Origin of the sequence: Proteus sp. NMG38-2 (genome assembly GCF_020640995.1) — a bacterium.
Classification (GTDB): Bacteria; Pseudomonadota; Gammaproteobacteria; order Enterobacterales; family Enterobacteriaceae; genus Proteus.
In genome coordinates this window covers 4,227,096-4,252,005 of record NZ_CP085481.1, presented here as the reverse complement: position 1 = coordinate 4,252,005, position 24,910 = coordinate 4,227,096, and the positions used below count along the sequence as shown (strand labels likewise).

The 24,910-nt window shown below is 37.6% G+C and carries 11 protein-coding genes; 6 read left to right on the top strand and 5 right to left on the bottom strand.

Features of this window, described 5'->3' with window-relative positions:
- Positions 1–128 precede the first annotated feature (128 nt).
- The 5 genes from LG402_RS19855 (at position 129) to LG402_RS19835 (ending at position 18,626) form a co-directional block, all read left to right on the top strand.
- Complete coding sequence (locus LG402_RS19855) at positions 129–914, top strand: AraC family transcriptional regulator (protein ID WP_088495979.1); 786 nt, start codon at positions 129–131, stop codon at positions 912–914.
- Positions 915–2,009: 1,095 nt separating this feature from the next.
- On the top strand, positions 2,010–13,538 hold the full coding sequence (locus LG402_RS19850; RefSeq protein WP_227336179.1) for a hypothetical protein: 11,529 nt from the start codon (positions 2,010–2,012) through the stop codon (positions 13,536–13,538).
- 80 nt (positions 13,539–13,618) lie between these two features.
- Positions 13,619–15,760 carry a type I secretion system permease/ATPase gene (locus LG402_RS19845; protein ID WP_166539170.1) on the top strand — a complete coding sequence of 714 codons (2,142 nt, stop codon included), beginning with the start codon at positions 13,619–13,621 and terminating at the stop codon, positions 15,758–15,760.
- A gap of 274 nt (positions 15,761–16,034) precedes the next feature.
- A complete protein-coding gene (locus LG402_RS19840; RefSeq protein ID WP_208105085.1) occupies positions 16,035–17,150 on the top strand; it encodes an HlyD family efflux transporter periplasmic adaptor subunit in 1,116 nt (371 codons plus the stop codon).
- A gap of 12 nt (positions 17,151–17,162) precedes the next feature.
- The gene (locus tag LG402_RS19835; protein WP_166539169.1) at positions 17,163–18,626 is read left to right on the top strand and encodes a TolC family protein; all 1,464 of its coding nucleotides are present in this window, start codon (positions 17,163–17,165) and stop codon (positions 18,624–18,626) included.
- Positions 18,627–18,687: 61 nt separating this feature from the next.
- Here the strand turns inward: LG402_RS19835 and LG402_RS19830 are convergent, their stop codons facing one another.
- The gene (locus LG402_RS19830) at positions 18,688–20,178 is read right to left on the bottom strand and encodes an MFS transporter (protein ID WP_166539168.1); all 1,491 of its coding nucleotides are present in this window, start codon (positions 20,176–20,178) and stop codon (positions 18,688–18,690) included.
- Positions 20,179–20,264: 86 nt separating this feature from the next.
- Here LG402_RS19830 and LG402_RS19825 point away from each other — a divergent pair, with 86 nt between their 5' ends.
- A complete protein-coding gene (locus LG402_RS19825; RefSeq protein WP_166539167.1) occupies positions 20,265–20,819 on the top strand; it encodes a TetR/AcrR family transcriptional regulator in 555 nt (184 codons plus the stop codon).
- Between the two features lie 64 nt (positions 20,820–20,883).
- On the opposite strand, the gene LG402_RS19820 is transcribed toward LG402_RS19825, so the two are convergent.
- From LG402_RS19820 to LG402_RS19805, 4 genes are read right to left on the bottom strand one after another with little or no spacing between them, the layout of a single operon-like run.
- Positions 20,884–21,639 carry an ABC transporter ATP-binding protein gene (locus tag LG402_RS19820; RefSeq protein ID WP_227336177.1) on the bottom strand — a complete coding sequence of 252 codons (756 nt, stop codon included), beginning with the start codon at positions 21,637–21,639 and terminating at the stop codon, positions 20,884–20,886.
- A 1-nt stretch (position 21,640) separates the two neighbouring features.
- On the bottom strand, positions 21,641–22,648 hold the full coding sequence (locus LG402_RS19815; RefSeq protein ID WP_109409031.1) for an iron chelate uptake ABC transporter family permease subunit: 1,008 nt from the start codon (positions 22,646–22,648) through the stop codon (positions 21,641–21,643).
- Entirely contained in the window at positions 22,635–23,597 is a 963-nt protein-coding gene (locus tag LG402_RS19810) for an ABC transporter permease (protein ID WP_072068902.1), read from the bottom strand. The genes LG402_RS19815 and LG402_RS19810 overlap by 14 nt, the downstream gene beginning before the upstream one ends.
- Positions 23,598–23,606: 9 nt before the next feature.
- Entirely contained in the window at positions 23,607–24,566 is a 960-nt protein-coding gene (locus LG402_RS19805; protein WP_109409029.1) for a siderophore ABC transporter substrate-binding protein, read from the bottom strand.
- Positions 24,567–24,910: the final 344 nt, after the last annotated feature.

The window sequence follows — 24,910 nt, the reverse complement described above, 5'->3', positions numbered from 1 at the left end:
AGGTTATTTCATTGTTTATTTAAATATATAACGATTTTAATTATATAGACCATTATTTGCCAGTGTGTAGAGTGTGGGATTACTGCTATATTAAAAAGGACGAAAATAAAAAGAGAGTGGTCTAAACTGTGAGAAATGTACCGTTAAAAAGCGTCGATTCACTTGACCGAGATGTTATTGCGCTGGGTACAGACTATTTGCCCAATACGTTATTAGAAACGCATCAACATCGTCGAGCCCAATTTTTATACCCTGCAACGGGTTTAATTGAAGTAAGTACAGATGATGGTGAGTGGGTTATTCCGCCGTCTTGTGGTGTATGGATCCCTCCAGAAACTGGGCATGAAACTCGCATGTTAGATGTGAGTACTCGAAGCTTATATATCGAGCCTTCTGCAGCACCTCGACATAGCAAACAATGTGAAGTTGTCAGTGTTTCCCCTCTTTTTCGCCAACTCTTGCTTGAAGCCGTAGACGTACCCGCAGAATATGATAAAAAAGGGCGAGATGGTCTTTTAATGCAGTTAATCTTATGTGAATTAGCGAAAGCAAAACCGTTACCATTTTTTGCACCTATTCCACAAGACAGTAAATTAGCTAAATTATGTCGTGATTTTATTCGTAACCCAAAAATAGACTCTTTACCGCAACAGTGGGCAGATAAATTACATAAAAGTGAGCGCTCTTTTAGCCGTTTTTTTCGCCAACAAACAGGAATGTCATTTTCACAATGGCGACAACAAGTCTGTTTATTGAATTCATTAACACAAATCTTATCTGGACGCGGTATTACTGAAATTGCCTTTGACTTGGGTTATAACAGTGCCGGTTCATTCTCGACAATGTTCAAAAAACAGATGGGGCAATCGCCTTCTCATTTTAGTATGGATGCGCTGGATATCGATAGGTTTTAGTTGATATCTATAGCAAATATCTAAAATTTGGTTATCAAATGATCTGTGCTCAGTCTTTTATCTGAGTATTTGACATCTCTCTTATTGGCAAAATTCTAGTAATGTAATGCTGAAAAAAGACGAATAAATCAAGGGATCCTTGTATAAGGAGGCTTTTTGTATATCAAAAAAAGAGTAAATCGAATAATAGATATCTTCTATTAAAAATACATTTGAAAGATAAGGCGATACATACTTAAACAGAATAAAAAGTTAAAGTTTTTAATTTAATAGTGAATTATAAAATATAAATTGGAGTGAATGCGGATAAAAACGAGTAAATATACTATCACATTTATTTTTCTTAAGCGTTTTGTTAATTAAATGTTTCTTTTTTGTTGCTTGATTTTGGCGCTTAAAAATAGGGAGGATTTCTCTTTTTTAATTAAACTTGATCAATGATTTAGTTTTAACTTTTTGAATTGGTTGATTGTTTTTAACTGGTACAATCTCTTAACCTGTTTTTTATCTTTTTTTAAAAAGAAATCACTAAGTATATTTAAATGATAATTTAATATTCTAGGTTTCCATGTATTTATATGGCTGAAAATAGCTCTTCTTATAAAATTTTATTTTTAATCGTATTTTTATACCAAATAAGATTATCTGTTTATGATTGTGTGAGGAGTATATAAATAGATTTTTTTGAAGTGTAAAACATATAAATAAGGTATTAAATTAACAAAAAATATATTTCAGGATTTAAAATTATTTGAAATAGCATTAATTGTGAAAACAAATAATTATATCTATATATATGGCTTGGGTTTTACCTCTAAATTAACATCACCTATCTTTTAAAGACTTTAATTAAATAATATTGCTTATATGATACCGATAAGGTTATTTATATGCCTACTTTCATTTGTTTTTATTAAATTTATAAAAGGATTTCCTTTGTTTTTTTAAAGACAATGTAGGTTAATTTCATATTTAAATATGAAGTTAAGATTACTTAAATATGCATAAGGTGTGTATTTTCATAATCTTATATAAATATAACCAATCCTAAAAATGTAATCCAAAAAAGATTGATTATTAACGGTGAGATTATTTATGAACAATCAGACTGGAAATGAAATAAATATAGAGAAAGGCCAAGTTATAAAAATAAGTCGATCGGAAATAAAAACAATCATTAAAGACGATAATAACCTTATTATTGTTAAAAATAACGGTGAGAAATTAGTTATTAATGATTTTTTTAATACATCTGAAAATTACTTTATTGTAGAAATGGATGGTGTTCAATACAAAGCATCCTTAACACCTAATTCAGATAAATTAGAGCTTATTTTTAATAAATTAGATGATGCAACAGATAGTGAAAATTTATTAGGTTTAACTGGTGGCGAATGGTTTTCTATCGCTATTGGTGCTGCCGTTCTTGGTGCAGGGATTGCAATAGCCTCTTCTTCAAGTAGCAGTAGTGGTGGTTCATCAGATCATGTGACGCCACCACAGCCAACTGAAAAAGAGTTAGCTGAAAAACTGATTGTCGATAAATCATTAGATTTGAAGAAAATCATTGATGCTGCAAAAAGCCTTGTTGATAAAGCTGCAGAAGCAACTGAAAAAGCACAAAAAACAGGTGATGAGAAAGATCTAGATTTAGCGTTAGAAGCTCATAAAGATGCAACCACAGCACTTGCTCTAATTGATAAATTAAAAACTGAATTAAATGAATTAATTGAGCAAGGCGAAAAGCTTAATGTTGATTCAAAAATTATAGATCAAGCCAAAGAGCTATTAACAACGAATACTGACTCTCTCGGTAAAACATTAGATGAGTTAGGTAAGTTATTAGAGAAACTGCAATTAGAGTTAGAGCAGAAAAAGGCGATTGATGACACTGATACGGCGATCGACGATCTGCCGGATGATGCGTCTGAAAAAGAAAAAGCCGAAGTTAAAGCGAAGCTGGATAATGCGGCTGAGTTGATTGGTCAGCAAATTACTGATGCCTTAGCGTTAGCCAAAGCGGCAAAAACTGCGGCGGAAAAAGCGCAAGCCAGCGGAGATAAAGCCGATTTAGCCCAAGCGCAAGCCGACCTAAAAGTGGCGCAAGAAGCCGTTGCTAACGCTGAAGCGGTGAAAGCCAAGTTAGATGCGTTGATCAGCAAAGCGAATGCTAAAGGGATTGATACTGCCGATGCACAGTTGGTGGCAGATAAAGCGCAAAGTCAGTTAGATGACGCCAACAGTGCGCTGAATGCGGCTGAAAAAATCATCGACAGCCTGTTAGACGTCGATGTGATTGATGACACTGATACGGCGATCGACGATCTGCCGGATGATGCGTCTGATAAAGAAAAAGCCGAAGTTAAAGCGAAGCTGGATAATGCGGCTGAGTTGATTGGTCAGCAAATTACTGATGCCTTAGCGTTAGCCAAAGCGGCAGAAACCGCGGCGGAAAAAGCGCAAGCCAGCGGTGATAAAGCCGATTTAGCCCAAGCGCAAGCCGACCTAAAAGTGGCGCAAGAAGCCGTTGCTAACGCTGAAGCGGTGAAAGCCAAGTTAGATGCGTTGATCAGCAAAGCGAATGCTAAAGGGGTTGATACTGCCGATGCACAGTTGGTGGCAGATAAAGCGCAAAGTCAGTTAGATGACGCCAACAGTGCGCTGAATGCGGCCGAAAAAATCATCGACAGCCTGTTAGACGTCGATGTGATTGATGACACTGATACGGCGATCGACGATCTGCCGGATGATGCGTCTGACAAAGAAAAAGCCGAAGTTAAAGCGAAGCTGGATAATGCCGCCGAGTTGATTGGTCAGCAAATTACTGATGCCTTAGCGTTAGCCCAAGCGGCAGAAACCGCGGCGGAAAAAGCGCAAGCCAGCGGTGATAAAGCCGATTTAGCCCAAGCGCAAGCTGACCTAAAAGTGGCGCAAGAAGCCGTTGCTAACGCTGAAGCGGTGAAAGCCAAATTAGATGCGTTGATCAGCAAAGCGAACGCTAAAGGGGTTGATACTGCCGATGCACAGTTGGTGGCAGATAAAGCGCAAAGTCAGTTAGATGACGCCAACAGTGCGCTGAATGCGGCCGAAAAAATCATCGACAGCCTGTTAGACGTCGATGTGATTGATGACACTGATACGGCGATCGACGATCTGCCGGATGATGCGTCTGACAAAGAAAAAGCCGAAGTTAAAGCGAAGCTGGATAATGCCGCCGAGTTGATTGGTCAGCAAATTACTGATGCCTTAGCGTTAGCCAAAGTGGCAGAAACCGCGGCGAAAAAAGCGCAAACCAGCGGAGATAAAGCCGATTTAGCCCAAGCGCAAGCCGACCTAAAAGTGGCGCAAGAAGCCGTTGCTAACGCTGAAGCGGTGAAAGCCAAATTAGATGCGTTGATCAGCAAAGCGAACGCTAAAGGGGTTGATACTGCCGATGCACAGTTGGTGGCAGATAAAGCACAAAGTCAGTTAGATGACGCCAACAGTGCGCTGAATGCGGCCGAAAAAATCATCGACAGCCTGTTAGACGTCGATGTGATTGATGACACTGATACGGCGATCGACGATCTGCCGGATGATGCGTCTGACAAAGAAAAAGCCGAAGTTAAAGCGAAGCTGGATAATGCCGCCGAGTTGATTGGTCAGCAAATTACTGATGCCTTAGCGTTAGCCAAAGCGGCAGAAACCGCGGCGGAAAAAGCGCAAGCCAGCGGAGATAAAGCCGATTTAGCCCAAGCGCAAGCCGACCTAAAAGTGGCGCAAGAAGCCGTTGCTAACGCTGAAGCGGTGAAAGCCAAATTAGATGCGTTGATCAGCAAAGCGAACGCCAAAGGGGTTGATACTGCCGATGCACAGTTGGTGGCAGATAAAGCGCAAAGTCAGCTAGATGACGCCAACAGTGCGCTGAATGTGGCTGAAAAAATCATCGACAGCCTGTTAGACGTCGATGTGATTGATGACACAGATACGGCGATCGACGATCTTCCGGATGATGCGTCTGACAAAGAAAAAGCCGAAGTTAAAGCGAAGCTGGATAATGCCGCCGAGTTGATTGGTCAGCAAATTACTGATGCCTTAGCGTTAGCCAAAGCGGCAGAAACCGCGGCGGAAAAAGCGCAAGCCAGCGGTGATAAAACCGATTTAGCCCAAGCGCAAGCCGACCTAAAAGTGGCGCAAGAAGCCGTTGCTAACGCTGAAGCGGTGAAAGCCAAATTAGATGCGTTGATCAGCAAAGCGAACGCTAAAGGGGTTGATACTGCCGATGCACAACAGGTCGCAGAAACAGCTCAAGCACAGTTAGATGACGCACAATTAGCCTTAGAAAATGCTCAGCAAATCATCGACAGCCTGTTAGACGTCGATGTGATTGATGACACTGATACGGCGATCGACGATCTGCCGGATGATGCGTCTGACAAAGAAAAAGCCGAAGTTAAAGCGAAGCTGGATAATGCGGCTGAGTTGATTGGCCAGCAAATTACTGATGCCTTAACGTTAGCCAAAGCGGCAGAAACCGCGGCGGAAAAAGCGTTAATAAGTGGTGATAAAGCCGATTTAGCCCAAGCGCAAGCCGATCTAAAAGTGGCGCAAGAAGCCGTTGCTAACGCTGAAGTGGTGAAAGCCAAGTTAGATGCGTTGATCAGTAAAGCGAACGCTAAAGGGGTTGATACTGCCGATGCACAACAGGTCGCAGAAACAGCTCAAGCACAGTTAGATGACGCCAACAGTGCGCTGAATGCAGCTGAAAAAATCATCGATACATTGACCACAACCGAAAATGGAGGTGGGAATATTGATGATGGTAACGAAATTATTGATGACTTAGATAAAGATACAGCAACAGAAGAAGAGAAAGCTGAAGCGAAAAAAGTGTTAGATGCAGCTTCTGAATATGTTGTTGCATTGGCATTGAAAGCTGATCTTTATGCTGATATGGCTAAAGCTGCCATTGATAAGGCATTGATTAGTGAGAATAAAGTCGATATTGATTTAGCCAAAACGTTATTAAGTCAAGCCAATGAAATATTAAATACGGCGAAACAAGCAAAAGCTGAACTTGATGTCTTAATTCAAAAAGCTCAAGGAAAAGATATTGATATAACTGATGCTCAAATTGATGCAAATAAAGCGCAGGGACATATTGATGATGCAGCACATACACTAGCGAATGTGCAGTTTATTATTGATATGTTAGATAAAGAAACTAATGGTGAAGATACGAATATCTTGGATAAAACCGATGATATTCTTGAAGATTTACCAGAAGATCCAACTGATGCACAAAAAGAAGAAGCTAAAGCATCATTAAATGCAGCTTCTGATTATGTGGTGGGTCTCGCTGAAAAAGCAGAAATCTTGGCTAAAAAAGCTCATGATTCTGCTGAACAAGCTCTCATTTCTGGCAAAGAAAAAGATCTGAACACCGCGCTTTTATTGCAAGAAAAAGCACAAGAGGCAGTTAATAAGGCTCAAGTCGCTAAAGATAAGTTGGATGCGCTAATTACCAAGGCGATAGCTAAAGAAATTAATACAGATGAAGCCCAATCTGATGCACTTCTTTCACAAGAACACATTGATAATGCCAATGATATTTTAAGTCATACACAAAATATTTTGGATATGGTGAATGACTTACTGAAAGAGCAAGATGCATTAGATAAGGCCAATGATCTGATTGATGATTTAACTGAAAATTCAACACCAGATGAATTAGCTAAAGCAAAAGTATCTTTAGATGCTGCTTCAGATTTAGTGGTTAATTTAGCATCGAAAGCAGAACTTTTATCTAGTAGTGCTAAACTGGCAGCAGAAAAAGCATTGATCTCCGGTAGTGCGAAAGACTTTGCTGCCGCTAAGACATTGTTTGCTAAAGCGGATGAAGCATTAGATAAAGCAAATGAAGCTAAAGCAACATTAGATAGCTTAATTGAAAAAGCACAAAGTAAAGGTGTTGATACAGCGGATGCTCAAATTGATGCTGATAAGTCTCAAATCTCATTAGATGAAGCAACTCAAAATCTAAAAGATACACAGTCAATTCTTGATAAGTTACAACTTATTGATGATGCAAAAGATGCATTGGATAAGGGTACTGAGATTATTGATAATTTAGATGAAAATTCATCAGAGCAAGATAAAGAGCAAGCGAAAGACGCGGTTGAATTAGCATCTGAATATGTTGTTACTGTGACAGAAAATGCACTGATATTGGCTGAACTTGCTAAATCAGCAGCAGAAAAAGCATTCAATAGCGGTAAACAGACTGATCTTGTTGAAGCTGAAGCTCTATTAGAGAAAGCAAAAGTTGAATTCTCTCATGCCGAGCAAATAAAAGCAGAGTTAGACCAACTTATTGTTAAAGCACAAGAAAAAGGTGTTTCAACAGAGGTTGCGTTAGATGATGCTCAACAGGCTCAAACGAATCTTGATACAACGCATCAACTGATTAATGATACTGATGCCATTATCCAAGATTTACGTAAAACTGATGATAAAAATCCAATTGATGATGCTAATAGTATTATTGATGATTTGGGTAAAGATGCATCAGAAGATAAGTTAGAAAAAGCCAAAGAAGCGGTTGATAATGCAGTTAAATATGGCTCTGAATTAGCGCAAAAAGCTGAAGCATTGTCAGAAGCAGCAAAACAGGCGGCAGATAAAGCGGCTATCAGTAAATCTGACGCAGATATTCAATTGGCTTACGATGCAGTCGTTGTCGCTCAAGATGCAATTAAATTAGCTCAAGAAGCGCAACAACAATTGGAAAATCTGATTGAAAAAGCGCAGGCAAAACAAGTTAATGTTCAGGATGCAACGGCAGAATTTATCCTAGCGAATGAACATATTGATAATGCGCTAAATCTTGTGGGTGATGCTGAAAATACATTAGCAAATATCAAAGCAGATCTTGATGGTCAGGGTGCATTGGATGATGCTGAAAAAGGCCTTGATGATCTTGATGAAAACTCAACAGATGAAGAAAAAGAGCAAGTTAAAGAGGTTTTAGACACTGCCTCTGAGTATGTTGTGACGTTGGCTGAGAAAGCACAAACACTCGCTTATGAAGCAAAAGTTGCAGCAGAAACAGCAAGTGAAAGTTTAACATCTGACGATGTATTGGCTGCCAAAGCATTATTAGTAATAGCTCAAGAAGCATTTGATAAAGCAAATGTTGCAAAAGAGCAATTAAGCCAATTAATTGATAAAGCAGAAAGCAAAGGCGTTGATACGACAAATGCTGCTACTGATTTAAACATCACGATTGAGCATCTGACAACTGCAGAAAATGACCTTCTTACTTCTCAAAATATTCTGGATAAATTAACTTCAGACATTACAGAGCCTGCATTAGATGATGCAGATACTGCAATTGATGATGTGATTAAAGATCCAACGGATGAGAATAAGGCTAAAGCAAAAGAGAGTTTAGAAAAAGCGGCTGAGTTGGTGGCTGATTTAGCTAAATTAGCTGAAGAAAAAGCGAATATTGCTAAAGATGACGCTGAAAAAGCTAAAGTATCAGGCAATTATGATGATTTATTGATTGCTGAACAGTCAGTTCGTGATGCGACTCAATACATTGAAAAAGCGCAAAATAGTAAAGATCATCTCGATAAATTAATCGAAAAAGCACAAGGTACAGATATTGATCTCATTGTTACAGAAGCGCTAGCTGATCAAGCTGATACCTCATTACTCAGTGCGAATACTGCACTTAATAATGCGCTTGATATTCTCGATAATTTACATAACCAGGAAGGTGATCCTGATTTAATTGCGAATATCAAAAATACGCTGGATAAACTTGATACTGAAATTCTTCAAGCTCAGAAAAAAGGCATAACAGCGAATAGTCAAATTGAAAAACTATTGGAATCAACATCACCTAAAGAACAAGATATTAAGAATGCGAAAGCAGTCTTAAATGAGTTCACTAAAGCTATTGAAAATGCAGAATTAGCTGATGAGAAAGTAAAAGCTGCATTAGATAAAGCCTTAAAAGGTGGTGTAGGTAGTAATGTTATTGCGAAATATGAAGCGACGGAAGCAGAGCTTTTAGAACGCCTCAATGATCTGAAAAAAGAAGCTAATAACCTGAATAAACAGATTCAGGAAATTGAGTCTCATGTTGTATTTGATGATTTAAATACAGCATTAGATAAATTAGATCCAAAAAATAAAGAAAGTATCAATAATTTCAATAAGGCATTAAAAGCAGCTATTGATAATAACAATGAGTTAGTTCAAGAGCTTACGAGTAAAGCCTTAGAAGCCTTAGAAGCCTTAGAAGCAGCACTAAAACTTGCCGAAATGGATAAGTCTAGCGTTGAATATCAGCAGGCTTTACAAGATGTGAAGTATTTACTTAATACTGCTGATGAGCTGTATACATTAGCTAAAGAGAATACCAGCGACTTACAAAAGACTGTTGAAAAAGCGATTAGTAAAGGCTTAACACCAGAAAATAACCCAGAATTTAAAGAATACATTGCCAATATTAAATACTTTGACAATGAAATCAGCAAAGCTGGGGCAAATATTGCGAAAGCGAAGAATGCTATTCCTGATGAAAAATTACCTGATTTTGAAGGTGATGATATCAGTCAATTAGTTGATCATCTTAAAGATAAAATTGGCTCAGGTGATAGTGACGCCATTAATAAAGCATTGTTAAATGTTGATAATGTTATTAATGCGCAATTAAACGAAGTGATTAAAGCGGTAGATAAAGCACAAACAGCTTTTGATCACGCACAGAAAAATCCAAGTCCTGCTAATGTTAAGAACTTTGATAAAGCAGTAAAAGATGCTCAAGATATTATTAATAAAGCTGAGCTGAATATAGAAAAACTGCACAGTGTCATTAATGATGCGGCAAACATTGATGGTGTGGATCAAGGTTTAATTGAACATGCATTAAAAGGTATTAATGGTGCAAATGATACGATTGGTTCAGCGCAAACTACGTTAGATGGCTTAACTCTGAATGCGATTGATATTGATGGTTTAGAAGATAAAGCTAAAGATGCGAATGATGCAATTAATGATCTGGCTAAAGATAAATCACCAGAGAATATTGAGAATGCATTAGCAAAATTAGGTATTTTCAAAAGCGCACTTGATACTGCATTAAATAATGCAAAAACACTCTCTGATGATGCTTTAATGGCAGCGAAACAAGCTGTTAAAACACCAACTGCAGAAAATATTCTGTTAGCAGAGAAAAAACTGGCTAAAGCGCTAGAAGCCAAAGAACAACTGATTGAAGCAAAAGGCTTATATGATGATGTTGTCAGCAATATTAAATCATCAATCAGTGCCGGTTCTTTACAAGATGCTTTATTGAAAACCTTCACTGGTGTTGATAAGCAGTTTGATGAAACAGAAGCGCTTGTTGATAAACAAAATAATGAATCTGAAGTATTGATTGCTCAAGCAAAAGATAATCAACTTACTGAAGAAGATATTATTGAAGCCTATAACGATGCCAAAGCTGCAATAACTGAAGCTGAGGTTGCTGTTAGAAAAGCGGTTGATAAAGCGGCTGAAGCAAAAGAGAACAACATTACTTCTATTCAGCAAGCGATAGCAATTAAAAATAGTGTCATTGCGGCTCAAGATAGTCTGAATAATGCTAAAGATGCAGTAGCAAATGCTTCTAGTAAAGGTGTTCCAGATTATCTTACAGATCAACTCAACAAGTATTACAACTCACTTGATAACAAGCTTGATTATCCAAAAGGGGTTCTTCAGGAAATTGATGCTTACTCACGTATGTCACTCTCTTTAGAGTTATTAACAACTGCGACAAATGAGTATAAAAAAGCCGATGAGCTACTGAAAAAAGACCCAACTTCGGTAATCAAAGATCCTACCGAGTTCTTATCTATCGTAACGGAAGCAAATGCGTTATTAGCTGAAGGTAAAGAGCGTGCTAATAAAGCGAAAGAGTTGGGATTAGACAGTGCAGGCACGACTTATCTTAATAGTGCAGCGCATACTGCTAATGAAACCAAAGTAAACTTAATGAATGAATTCCATGGACAGTTAGGTGAGCAAGCCTTTGCTGACCTCGATATTGTCATGAGTTTACTGCAAGAGTCTGTGTATAACGCACATATCAACTTAGATAAATCAACGCTTTCTAATCATGCTGTCTTTGAAGAGCAGTACAAAATTGCTATTCGTGCATTAAATGATGCGAAAGTACTATCGGAAGAGTACTCCGCGAAAGGCGTTAAAGACGTTAAATTAGCGTATTACAATTATCAAATTGAAGAATTTAGTAAAGAAATTGAAGGTTTCTCAAAAGCATGGAATAGCATCACTCAACTGACGGAAATGACGAATCAGGCTTATGCCTCTTCAAAAGAGCTGTCAGGTATTAAGAGTGCGAGTGAGAAATATGATGCTGTTCAGAAATTAGCTGCAGAACTGAGTGAAGCTTATCAATTAGTTGAGCAATCAATTATTGATGGTGCACCACTGGATATGGTTCAGGCTAATCTGAATAAACTCAACATTTCAGTCAATAATTTGTCAGCTGAAGATCCAATCGTCGCGGCTCAAATATTAATTGATAATGTTGTTTCTGAAGCGAAAAATATTGAGAAGTTACTCAATGCAACAGATACCAAAGAACAAAAAGATTTAGTTTACAACTCGCTTTATACACAGTTACAAACTGCCAATAAAGTGATGACGGAAGCTAAGTTGTCAGGAACGATTTCGAAGATCAAGCTGGCTGAATTGCAGCAAGATTATAACGATGCACTTAACTCTCTGAAAATGTTTGACCCTTATTTAAGTACGGGAGAAAAAACGCAGAAACCAGCGGGTGCATTGGATACAGCATTGGATATTACTGTTACCAATGACGGTAAAATTCATATCGAAGGAGCCCGACTTGTTGATGGTGCGGTCTTTACATTAGGAGGTAAAGATTTACCGTGGTATAGCGCATGGCTAGGTAATATTTCTGGTACTGTCGATAAAACATTTGGTTCAGGTACTGTTCACACTCGTACAGATGGCAGCAAATACGTTGATATTTTTGTAGATAAAGAAACAGCAAACAATATCAAGTCGAGTGGTAACGATTTAAGTTATCTGTATGGCTATCAAAAAGAGTTAGGAAAAGACACCTCAGATATTAGTCGTAGCTTTAAAGTTAAGGATTCTTCAACACCTAAGAATGTCGAAGCATACATCACTGAAGATCATACGATTATGATCACGGGTGACGGTTTGAAAGCTGGTGATGCCTTTACTCTCTATAAAGTCTCAACAAACCTATTAGGTATACGAGATTTTGAAGAAATCGGTAAAGGGCATGTGGCATTACATAACGGTAAATTTGTGGGTGTGGTGACTGAATATTCTGGCGCACATTCATGGGATACCGTTAAAGGGTTAGGTGATTCAAGTAATTTAGCCATTAGTCGTGTTGGTGTTGGTGAAAATGAATCTTCTAAGAGTGCTTCTTTCGGTAAGAAAGAGTCACCAGCCGAAATTCATAGTGATTTAATAACGGGTAAATATGCTGACATTACCACGAAAGATGTGACAGCTTGGGTAGATAACAAAAAACACCTTTACTTGAAGAGTACCAAATTTGAAGTAGGACAACAGATAAAAGTCTATGATTTTTATGATTATAAGACTGTTGTAGGTACTGGCGTTGTTCAAATGATTGGTGGCCAAAAAGTTGTCAAAATTGAAGGCGTAACAACCGACCAATATCCTGATCTGAAATGGATTTATGCTGCAATCGCTTATGAAGGTGGTCAGTGGGAGCATATTCAAAGTGATGCATTTATTCTTGGCAAAAACTATTTATCTGTACAAGGTAATGTGAATTCAAATACACAAGAGCCACCTACAGACCAAGATTCAAATGATGGCATAAACTTTGATGATATCGATATTGATCCTATCGCACCAACTAAACCATCGACAGGCGACACAGATACTGATGTAGATACCGACACAGATACTGACACAGATACTGATGTAGATACCGACACAGATACTGATGTAGATACCGACACAGATACTGATGTAGATACCGACACAGATACTGATGTAGATACCGACACAGATACTGATGTAGATACCGACACAGATACTGACGTTGATACCGACACAGATACTGACGTTGATACCGACACAGACACTGACGTTGATACCGACACAGATACTGATGTAGATACCGACACAGACACTGACGTTGATACCGACACAGACACTGACGTTGATACCGACACAGACACTGACGTTGATACCGACACAGATACTGATGTAGATACCGACACAGACACTGACGTTGATGGAGAAAATAATCTTGATATCGCGGCATTACTTCAGTTAGGTGAAGCCTCAGAAACAATATCGAATGAACAACAAGATAATGTTGAGTTACCTGAATTAAGTGAATTGTTAACGGATGCAAGTCAGGCCAATATTAATATTGATAATATTGTTCCAGCTTCTCAAGAAACAGAACAGGCAATTCAGTCTCCACTTTTTGTTAGTGAAACGACACATGATGGGAATATTGAATCTCATCAGGTTGCAACACTAATAACAGAGGAAGATATGGGGACAACTCATAATATCTAAATCTATAAAAATAAAATAAATAATTAACATCCTCGTGCCAATACGGCATGAGGATGTTTTTCCCATATTAAGGTATTATTATGGAAAATAGTGAAAATAATAACGCTCATTGCTATTTAGAAAATTATAAAGAAGCGATTATAAATATAGCCAATCATTACCGATTAGATTTTTCACCAGAAAATATCAATATCACGGCTAAATGGTATGAGAATAATATTTCTTATGATGACGTAATTAAATTATTAGCTAGACAATGTTGTTTAGTTGCTAAATTTATAGACAGCAAAAAATTTAAATTCAATGTTTGGTCTTTACCTGTTGTTGTTGAAAGTAATGATGGCAGAGTGGGGATAGTTCAAAATATAAAAGGCAATAACGCGACAATATTATTCAGCGGCGATCATGGTCTAGCTATTGATGTTGATATAGACACACTAAAAGAAAATATAAAAAGAATTGCTATTTTTAGACCAATGGTTGATAGACCTGATCCAAGAGTGGATTTATATATTAAACCGACAGAAAAACATTGGCTATGGCGCATTTTATTAAGAGACGTTTCTCCTTATAAATATGTCATTATGGCAACGTTTATTATTAATGTCTTGGGTTTGGCTGGGATCACTTATTCTATGCAAACCTATGATAGGATTATTCCATCACAATCTTATTCAACGATGTTTGTTTTGGTTGTGGGCGTATTAATTGCTTTTATTTTTGATTATATTCTTAAAATGTTGCGTTATGGAGTGATTGATTTATTAGGAAAAAAAGCTGATTTACGCATGTCAGATCGTGTTTATGGGCATTCTTTAAGGATAAAAGACAGTAATCGCCCACCTTCTACAGGTTCTTTTATTTCTCAGTTGCGTGATCTTGAACAAATTAGAGAAATGATGACGTCTAGTACAGTCGCAGCCATTGCAGATTTACCTTTCTTTCTCTTTTTTCTCTTTATTATTTATATGATTGGCGGAATTATTTGTGTCATTCCATTAGCTGGTTTTTTCTTAATGATAACGCCTGGGCTATTAGCACAGAAAAAATTGTTTGTGCTTGCCAACGAAGCAATGAGAGAAAGCACTCTACGTAGTGGCATGATTGTTGAATCAGTTCAAGGGCTTGATGATATCAAAGCTATGCAGGCAGAGTATCGTTTTCAACAGCAATGGATCCATTATACAAAAACGAGTGCTGAAGCCAGTTTAAAGCTAAAACACCTAACACATAAATTAAGTAGTATGGCTTATTTTATTCAAAACAGTGTGTTTGTGGGGGTGATTTGTATGGGAACCCCTTTAGTGATCAGTGGTGAACTCTCCACTGGGGCACTCGTCGCTTCTTCTATATTAAGTTCCCGAATGATGGGGCCTATTTCTCAAATGGCGAATATTATTACGCGTTGGCAACAAACTAAGGTATCAATAAAAGGGCTGACGTCTATTATGGAATTACCAGTTGATCATCCTACGTCTATTAAAAAAGTCCATTTACCTTTTATTAAAGGCCATTATAAATTAGAGAATATTGGTTTTAAATTTAATCAAAATAGCCCAAATTATGCGATTTATATAAATGAATTAGAAATTAAACCCGGTGAGAAAATTGCGATTATAGGTCGCAATGGTGCGGGTAAATCCTCTTTGCTTTCGGCACTTTTTGGTAAGATGGAATATCAAGAAGGAACAATAACACTAGATAATATTGAATTAAATACCTTAGATCCTTCAGATTTACGTAGAGATGTGGGCTATTTAAGCCAAAATGCTAAGTTATTTTACGGTACTGTACGAGATAATGTGACATTAGGAAATCCATTAGCTACCGATGAGGAAATTTATCAAGTTCTTGAGGAAACAGGTGCTGCTGAATTTATAAATAAATTACCAGAAGGGATTAATTATATTATTCAAGAAGGCGGTATTGGGATATCAGGAGGGCAAAAACAGTCATTATTATTAAGCCGTTTGTTATTGAAAAAACCAACGACTTTACTATTGGATGAGCCAACAGCATCTCTTGATGATATTACTGAAGCTAATTTCATTAAGAATATTGAAAAAACGTCTCTTGGAAAAACATTTATTATTACCACGCATAGAAAAAAATTATTAGAACTTGTGGATCGTATTATTGTTGTTTCGGGTGGCAAAATTGTACTTGATAAACCCAAAGCAGTTGCATTAAAAATGCTTTCAGGAGTAACAGATGAAAAATAAAAAAGATAACTCATCGAATGCAGTATCTCCTGATGAGATGAATAAGTTGGTAAAAGAATTAGAAAGTTTAAATCAACAACACAATCAAGGAATACAACAGACCCAAGAAGAAAAAGTGGGATTTTTTAAACGAATAAAAAATCTTATTGCGGATTATCGTTATATTACGAATAAAAAAGATAAAGATCTCTATCTTATTGAAGACAGTATTGGTGATGCTGCTGAATTTGGTTTGATTGATGATACTAAAGCCAGTAGAGCAAATCGTATTATCATGGCTATCTTTATCTTTTTATTTATTATGGTGATTTGGGCTTATTTTGCTGAAGTTGCCGAGGTGACAAAAGGGAATGGGAAAATTATCCCAAGTTCTAAAGAGCAACTTATTCAATCTCTAGATGGTGGGATTGTAACTAATATTTTTGTGAGAGAAGGGGATATTGTTCAAGTTGGACAAACGTTAGCGACATTAGATTCGACAAGAACAGCATCAAGCCTAGAGGAATCACAGGCAAAATATAATACGGCTTTAGCAACATCTATTCGATTAAAAGCAGAGGTTGAACAACATAAAATAGTTAATTTGGTTTTCCCTGAGGAATTACAAACGCAAACTGAATTAATTAATTATGAAAATAAGCTTTATTTGTCTCGCAAACAAAAACTTACTCAAACACTCGCTAATTTGCAAAAGAGTAAGCACATTATTCGTCAGCAATTAAATATTAATAAAGAACTTGCTCGCCAAGGTGCTAGTAGTACCGTTGAAGTATTAAGATTAGAAAAGGAATTGATTGATTTAGAAAGTAAAACACAAGAATACACTTCGGATTTTTATGTTACTGCGCGACAAGAACTCGCGAAAGTAATGGCTGAAATAGATAGCTTAGCGCCTTTAATTAAAGGGCGACAAGATTTTGTACAAAAAACAACTATGATATCGCCAGTTAAAGGTATTGTGAAGAATATTCAAAATTCAACAATTGGTGGTGTGGTTCCTCCAAATGGTATTTTGATGGATATTGTTCCTTTGGAAGATACATTAATTATTGAAGCTAAGATATCGCCAAAAGATATTGCTTTTATTCATCCAGGACAAGAAGCCAAAGTCAAAATAACGGCTTATGATTATGCTATTTATGGCGGATTAGAGGGAACGGTCAGTGTTATTTCACCGGATACGGTGAAAGATGAAGTTAAAAGTGATGTGACGTATTACAAAATATATATCAAAACCGATAAAGATTATTTAGTGAATAAGGCGGGAAAATCATTTTCTATTACGCCGGGGATGATTGCGTCTGTCGAAATAACAACAGGCAGTAAAACAGTATTACAGTATTTAATTAAGCCATTTAATAAAATTAATGAAGCATTAAGAGAACGGTAATAGGTTAATAAAATGAAAAAAATCAAACATACTGTTTTACTAATAGGGTCAGTTTTGTCATTAGGTGGCAGTGGTATACAACAAGCGAATGCAACATTACAAACTGAACCAGTTAACTCTTTTACTCTAGATATTGTGGATATCCATAAGGAGGTAGAGCCTTCTAAACGTTTTTTATCTCAGGGTGTTACAAAATCAATGAGCGTTGCTGATGCTCAATCTAATGTATTACAACCAATGCAAAAAGCGGAAACAGGTATTGAGAAACAGTCGCTGTCTTCTGTGGTGGAATTAGCGTTAAATTGGCATCCATCATTACGAAATAGTGAATATTTAGCAAGAGCGGCTCAAGATATGGTTGATGGATCGCGGGCAGATTATTTTCCACAAGTCAGTGTAGGAATGGATAACAAGCTCTATGAAAATAAAGATCGGTATGGAAATAATAATAAAGGTTCGGATGTTCGTTTTACCATTAGACAAATGGTGTATGACTTTGGGAAAACATCTACAAAGGTGGATTCTGCAGAAATTTCTTTTGCACGAGAAAAAATAGTTTCTTTAAAAAGCCAGCAAGATCTGATTTATCAAGTCTCACAAGCTTACTTCTATACTTCTCTTTATAATAATTTAGTTAATATTGCACAATTACAAGTGGAAGGTTTTAGTGAGATAGAGCAATTAGCGATGAGCCGTTCTTCATTAGGAGCCTCTACACAAGCTGACTATGTACAAAGTAAAAATAAACTTGTTTCAGCACAAGCATTGCTTTATAGCTATAAAACACAGCAAGCGCGCTGGAATGCATTATTACAAAATTACACAAATAATGCGGTGAGCTATTCTCAAATCCCTTTAATTACTGATGCTCATCTTTCTAATATTTGCTATCAATATGCAGATCATGGAGCAGAATCAACCGATATGTTACTTGCTAAATATGATCATGAACTTGCAAAGAAAAATATGGAATATGCGCGATTAGATAATTTCCCAACAATTTATTTGGAAGGTAACTATCGAACAAATATCAATAAAAATGATAATGTTGATTATGATCCTGATAGAAGAGAGATTAAGCTTAACGTGGATATCCCTTTATTTGAAGGGGGCAGTAAATATTCAAAAATGTCCCAAGCCGCTAATGAATTACTCGCTAGCCAATATCAATATGAAACAATAGCGATTAATACAAAGCAGCAATTAAATGTCGCGTTATCTCAAGTAACGGGTAATTTATCTATGATGAATTCACAAAAAGAAAAAATACAAACAGCAGAAAAAACGAGGGATCTTTATTTATTACAATACAAAAGTTTAGGAACAAGACCATTGATTGATGTATTGAACGCTGAGGGAGATATTCATCAATCTAACATTGAATATATTAATAATGTTATTGAGACAAATTTACAAAGTTTAGATTGCTTATTAGCATCTGGAGAAATTAGTCGCGTTTTAAATATTTCAAATTAGATCATAGCGATACCTTTTCAGTGCGATAAAATATATCAGCCTGAAAAGGTATCGCTTAAAATTAATATAAACGCTTATTGCGCAATATAAATGGCAATATAAAAAGACTTAATGCTGTAATAATTGCGGTAGCAACTAATACCACGAAAAAGGCATTTTCAAAGGCTAAATTTGCCTGAGATATCACAAGAGAAGCTACGTCATTTGGCAACTTTTCTGCCACAATCAGGGCTTCGTCTAAACTGTCATAGACAGCATCGTTGATAGCTAATGAATCAGGTAGTATTAGCTTTAAGGTGTACACGGTACTCATCAAACTGCCCATAAATGTCACCCCAATCACGCTCCCAAGCTCATAAGCAACGTCTTCAATGGAGGCTGCCATTCCCGCTTGTTTATCAGCAACACTTAACATAATGGATGTCGATGCGGTGGTAAAAATAACACCTAAACCAAAACCGATTAAGAATAGACTACCGATTAACACCATTGGCGATGTTGTTTGGTAAACGGCAATTAACCACAGATTTCCCACTAGAGTGAGTAGAAATCCGCTGATGATCAGGCGAATTTCCCCTAGCCGTGTTAAAAAATAGCCCGCTAAAGGGGATGCCAACACAGAGCCAATTGGAATAGGTAAGATCACTAATGCTGCATTTAAAGGGGTAAAACCCGCAACAAGCTGTAAACGCTGACTAAGTAGCAATTCAATACCCACAATGATCACCATAGAAAGCACAGCCATCAAAATCCCGATACTAAAAAAGCGGTTTTTAAATAACCCAAAATCAATCATCGGGTGAGTTTGTTTACGCTGGCGCAAGGAAAATAGCGTAAGAAAAATTACCGCAATTACACCTGTAATAGTGACTTCATTCCACTGTGTATAAGGTTTTCCTAGTTCTTTTAAAGCATAAATAGCGCTGATTAAACCTACTAGGATCAGTGCTGAGCTTAAATAATCAATTTTATGGTTACCATGTCCAGCAAACTTAGGAATAAGCCAAATAGAGAATGGTAATACCAAAAGAACAATAGGGACGTTAATTAAGAAGACAGAACCCCACCAAAAATGTTCAAGCAACATCCCACCAATTAAAGGCCCCAAAGCCGCACCGCCAGAGGCAACCGCAGACCAAATACCAATCGCAATAGCGCGCTCTTGTGAGTCGCTAAAGACTTGTCGTACTATCGACAGGGTAGCTGGCATACTCATTGCTGCACCTACCGCTAAAAAACCACGAGATGCAATTAAGGTCGTTGCGGTGGGAGAAAAAGCTGCACACAAAGAAGCGAGAGCGAATAGCGGTAACCCACAAATAAAGAGTGTTTTATGGCCGATCCGGTCTGTGAGCATACCCGCTGCAGGGAGTAATCCAGCAACAATTAACGGGTAAGCATTCATTATCCATAATTTTTCTGATGCACTGGCGTTTAAATCATGAGTTAAACGTGGCAATGCGGTATAAAGCACAGTTACATCAACAACGATGAGAAACAGCATACTAGATACCAAAAGTAATACTATCCAACGTTTATAATCTTTTATCATAGAAATCTCAGTTATTTTTATGTGTATTATTTTTACTAGCGGCTATAATATAAATCCATACGACCGTATTGAAAAGAGGTTTTTTTATGGGACGTCAAAGAACTATTGATAGAGAAAAATTATTAGAAGCGATCTTCGATATCGTGATGGAACAAGGTGCCGCAGCGTTAACGATTGATACTGTTGCAAAAAAAATGGGGATCTCAAAAGGGGGCGTTCAATACTGTTTTAGTAGTAAAGAAGCGATGATTGATGCGATGTTTGATTTCTGGGAAGAGAGTTATGAAACCCAATTTAACAAGATAGTTGAAAAGGATAATTCTCCTGATAATCGTGTTACTGCACATATCCGTGCAACACATCATCACGATAAAGTCTCTTTTGCCAAAGGCGCGAGTTTGATGGCGGCATTGCTACAGACGCCAGAATATTTACAAAGTACAAAAGAGTGGTATCAACAGCGATTGACAGGGTTAGATACAACAACGGAGGCTGGAAAACGTGCAAGACTGGCTTTTTTGGCGACAGAAGGTACTTTTTTACTGCGTTATTTTGGGCTAATGGATATTGATGACGATGAGTGGCAATCCATTTTTGAAGATATTGATTCTGAGTTACTTCAGCAAGGGAAGAGGCAATAAAAAAGCATGTTGTTAATGAGAAGAACAATATGCTTTTTATTGACGATAATTGGGCTAAATAGAATTAGTAATACATAGCAATTAGCTTATTGTCGATCTCTTTAACGTCAACGGGGGTGTCGAAAATATCTTCGATAATGTCTGCTTTCATGATCTCTTTGGGTGAGCCGTGATAATACAGTTGTCCATTACGCATGGCTAAAATATAGTCAGAGTAAACAGAGGCAAAATTGATATCATGAATAACGATAATAATGGTTTTTCCTAATTCATTTGCGGCTTTTCGCAGAAGTTTCATCATTATTACCGCATGTTTCATATCAAGATTATTCAGTGGCTCATCAAGCATGACATATTCTGTATCTTGGCATAGCACCATCGCAACATAGGTACGTTGACGTTGCCCACCCGATAACTCATCTAGATAGCGATGACGAAATTCAGTTAGATTTAAAAAAGCTAATGACTCATCAATGACTTTTTTATCATTGAGCGTTAAACGGCCTTTGCTGTAAGGATAACGCCCAAAGCCAACTAATTCTTCTACGGTTAAACGACTGACGAACTGATTTTCTTGGCGCAGTATTGAGAGGTTTTTTGCCAGCACATCGCTATCTGTTGCAGCAACATCCATGCCGTTAACACTGACCATGCCACTTTCAGGAATTAATAAACGTCCAATAACAGAAAGTAGTGTGGATTTACCTGCACCATTAGGACCAATGATCGAAGTAATACCGCCACGTTGAATTGTTGTTGTAATATTATCGAGAACGGTTATATCTTGATAATGCTTTGATATTTTGTTGATTTCAATCATATTAAAGTCTTCTTAACACCAAGTAGATAAAGAACATCCCGCCGACAAACTCAATCACAACAGAAAGTGTTCCTGTCATTTTTAAACCATATTCTAAAACTAATTGCCCACCAATTAAGGCGATAGTACCCAGTAAAAAGGCAACAGGCATTAAGAAACGGTGTTGGCTACTGCCACTGATATGGTAAGCAAGGTTAGCGACAATTAAACCTAAGAAGGTTAATGGACCGACTAAAGCGGTCGAAACAGCCACTAAGACAGAAATCAGTAATAAAATATAAGTGGTTTGCTTGCGGTAATTAATACCAAGGTTAATCGCATTCGCTTGGCCTAATGCCATTACATCAAAACTATAGCGCATCCGCCAAAGTAAAATACCGACGACAACGATAATGGCTAAAGCGCAAAAGATAAGATCAGGGGTTGCACGGGTGAAGGTGGCAAACATGCGACCTTGTAAAATGGAGAATTCATTAGGGTCCATCAAACGTTGTAATAGTGTGGCTGAACTACGAAATAACGTACCTAAGATAATCCCAATCATCAGGACTAAATTGATGTTAAAACGTACTGAGCTAAACAACCAACGATAAAGTACAACCGAAAATAGCACCAATAATGTTGATTCTAAAAAGAATTTTGATAAGTTCAACATCCATGACGCGGGCATATCGCCTTCAAAAAAGACAAACACGGTTTGTAGTAACACAAACAGAGCTTCTAAACCCATTAATGAAGGAGTCAAAATACGGTTGTTAGCAATGGTTTGAAACAGAATCGTCGACACACCAGCTGCAAACGCCACCACAATCATGGTGAGAATAATGTAGGCACGGTGAGTCAGAATATAAGAGATATTGCCGTTTAGGTTTATCGTCATAAATAACACAATAGATAATAACGATGCCCCTAATAATAACCAGATACGAGACATGGGCGAAAGGCGCATTTTCTTATGTTCGGCAGCGCCAGTACATTTGCTAATTATGGCTGAATTAACTTTTTGCATAACGTTGCTGCTTTAGTAGTAAAAAAAGGAAAATAACGGCACCCACAGCGCCTAAAATAACACTGGCAGGAATTTCAAATGGGTAGCGAATAAGTCGGCCAATTACATCACACAATAAAACAATCGCACCACCACTCAAGCAAACCCACGGAATGGTTTTACGAATATTATCACCCATCACTAAGCTCACTAGATTGGGGACAATCAAGCCAAGGAAAGGTAATGCCCCAACAACAGACACAACAACACCACTAATCAGTGCAATAATGGATAATCCAATGATCATCACTTTACGGTAATTAAGTCCCACATTAATGGAGAATTCACGTCCCATTCCAGCCACAGTAAAGCTATCAGCAACCCAACATGCCATTAGCGCAAGCACACCGACAAGCCATAAAAGCTCATAGCGGCCTTGTAATACACTTGAAAAATCGCCACTTGTCCATGCGTCTAAAGATTGCAATAAATCGAAATAAACTGCTAAAAAGATAGTCAACGCACCGATAACAGCGCTAAGCATAATCCCCACTAAAGGCACTATTAATGTCGTTTTTAAGGTGATCCTTTGCAGAAGCAACATAAATAATAAAGTACCAAGCAGGGCGAAAACGGTCGCTACCAACATTTTGGTAAAGATGCCAGCCGCAGGAAAGAGCAGCATAACGACTAATAATCCAAGGCTTGCAGATTGAGTGGTTCCCGCAAGAGAGGGTTCGACAAAACGATTCTGGGTTAGCAGTTGCATAATTAAGCCTGCAACACTAATGGCACCACCGGCGAGTAATAATGACAGGGTTCTTGGAACACGACTGATAAAGAAGATATCACGCATATCGGGATCAGAAAAAAGCGAAGCAGGAGTAATATCTCCTGCGCCGACAAATAGACTGATCATTGAGAGGATAGCAACAAGTCCTATCCCCAATGATAAATGGAACGTTTTCATTCAGTTACTTTATTTTTTTTGATCCAGCGCTTGATTGATAGTATCCATTAAACGAGAGTAAGTTTGGATCCCGCCAGAAATATAAATAGAGCTTGCATCAAGATAGATAACTTGGTCTTTATTCCAAGCATTTACTTTTCTGACCAGCGCATTATCAAGGACTTGTTGTGCAGGTTGTGAATCTTCACGACCAATTGCAGCGTCACGGTCGATAACAAACATCCAGTCTGGGTTAAGTTTTAACAGTAATTCAGAGTTGACGATGTTGCCGTGTGAACCTGGGCTATCAAAAACATAAGCAGGTTCAAAACCTAATACATCATAGATAAAGCCAAAGCGAGAGCCTGGGCCATACGCTGATATTTTACCACCACTGACTAACACAACCATCGCTTTACCAGCATCCGGTGTTTTGGCTTTTACAGTATCAATTTTACTATTGAAATCAGCCAGTAATTTTTTGGCTTGCTCTTCTTTGCCAAAAATTTGACCTAATGTTGTTGTGCGTTCAGCAAGGCTTTCGACAAAACGTTTAGGGTCGATATCCATTGAAATCGCAGGCGCAATTTCACTTAATTTTGCATATGCATCGCGAGCTCGGCTACCACTTAAAATTAAATCAGGCGCTGTTGTGCTGAGCTTTTCATAGTTTGGCTCGAATAACGCACCTTCATTGATGTAGTCGTTCGGATTGGTGTATTTTTCTAAGAATTTAGGTAAATGAACATTAGTTTGTGGCAGACCAACAATAGGAGCACCTAATGCATCAATAATATCAAGGGTTTCCATATTCATCACAACCACTTTCTGTGGGTGAGCTGGGATTTCAGTTGTCCCTTGAAAATGTTCAATCGTGAGAGTTTGTTTCTCTGCTGATTGTGCTGTTGATGTGTCTTGAGCGTTATCACAACCAGCGATAACAAGTGAAGAAAGCAGTAAAAACAGTGGGCTTAATGACTTTTTAAACATTCTCTTTCCCATATTGTTGCAACACGAAATAAGACGGATCTTTACAGCAGTGGCTTAAATGTCGATCCACAAAGAAGATGATAATACCATCAAAAGTATAAAGAGTAATGATACTAATTCACATTCTCATAATAATAAAGGGTTAACTTGACTAAAATGGCGAAATTTTGCGAGAGATCATTAAAGGAAAATAGAGAACAAATTTTGTGACGTGAAAGAACTCTTAAGATTATTTGCTCAATTTGTGAAGAGTGTCAAAAGAGCAGGTCAAGGAGAGACAATTCTTAACCTGTAAGAAATATCGTTAACTAGTATCATTGCGTATACTTCATTCAAGCAGAAAC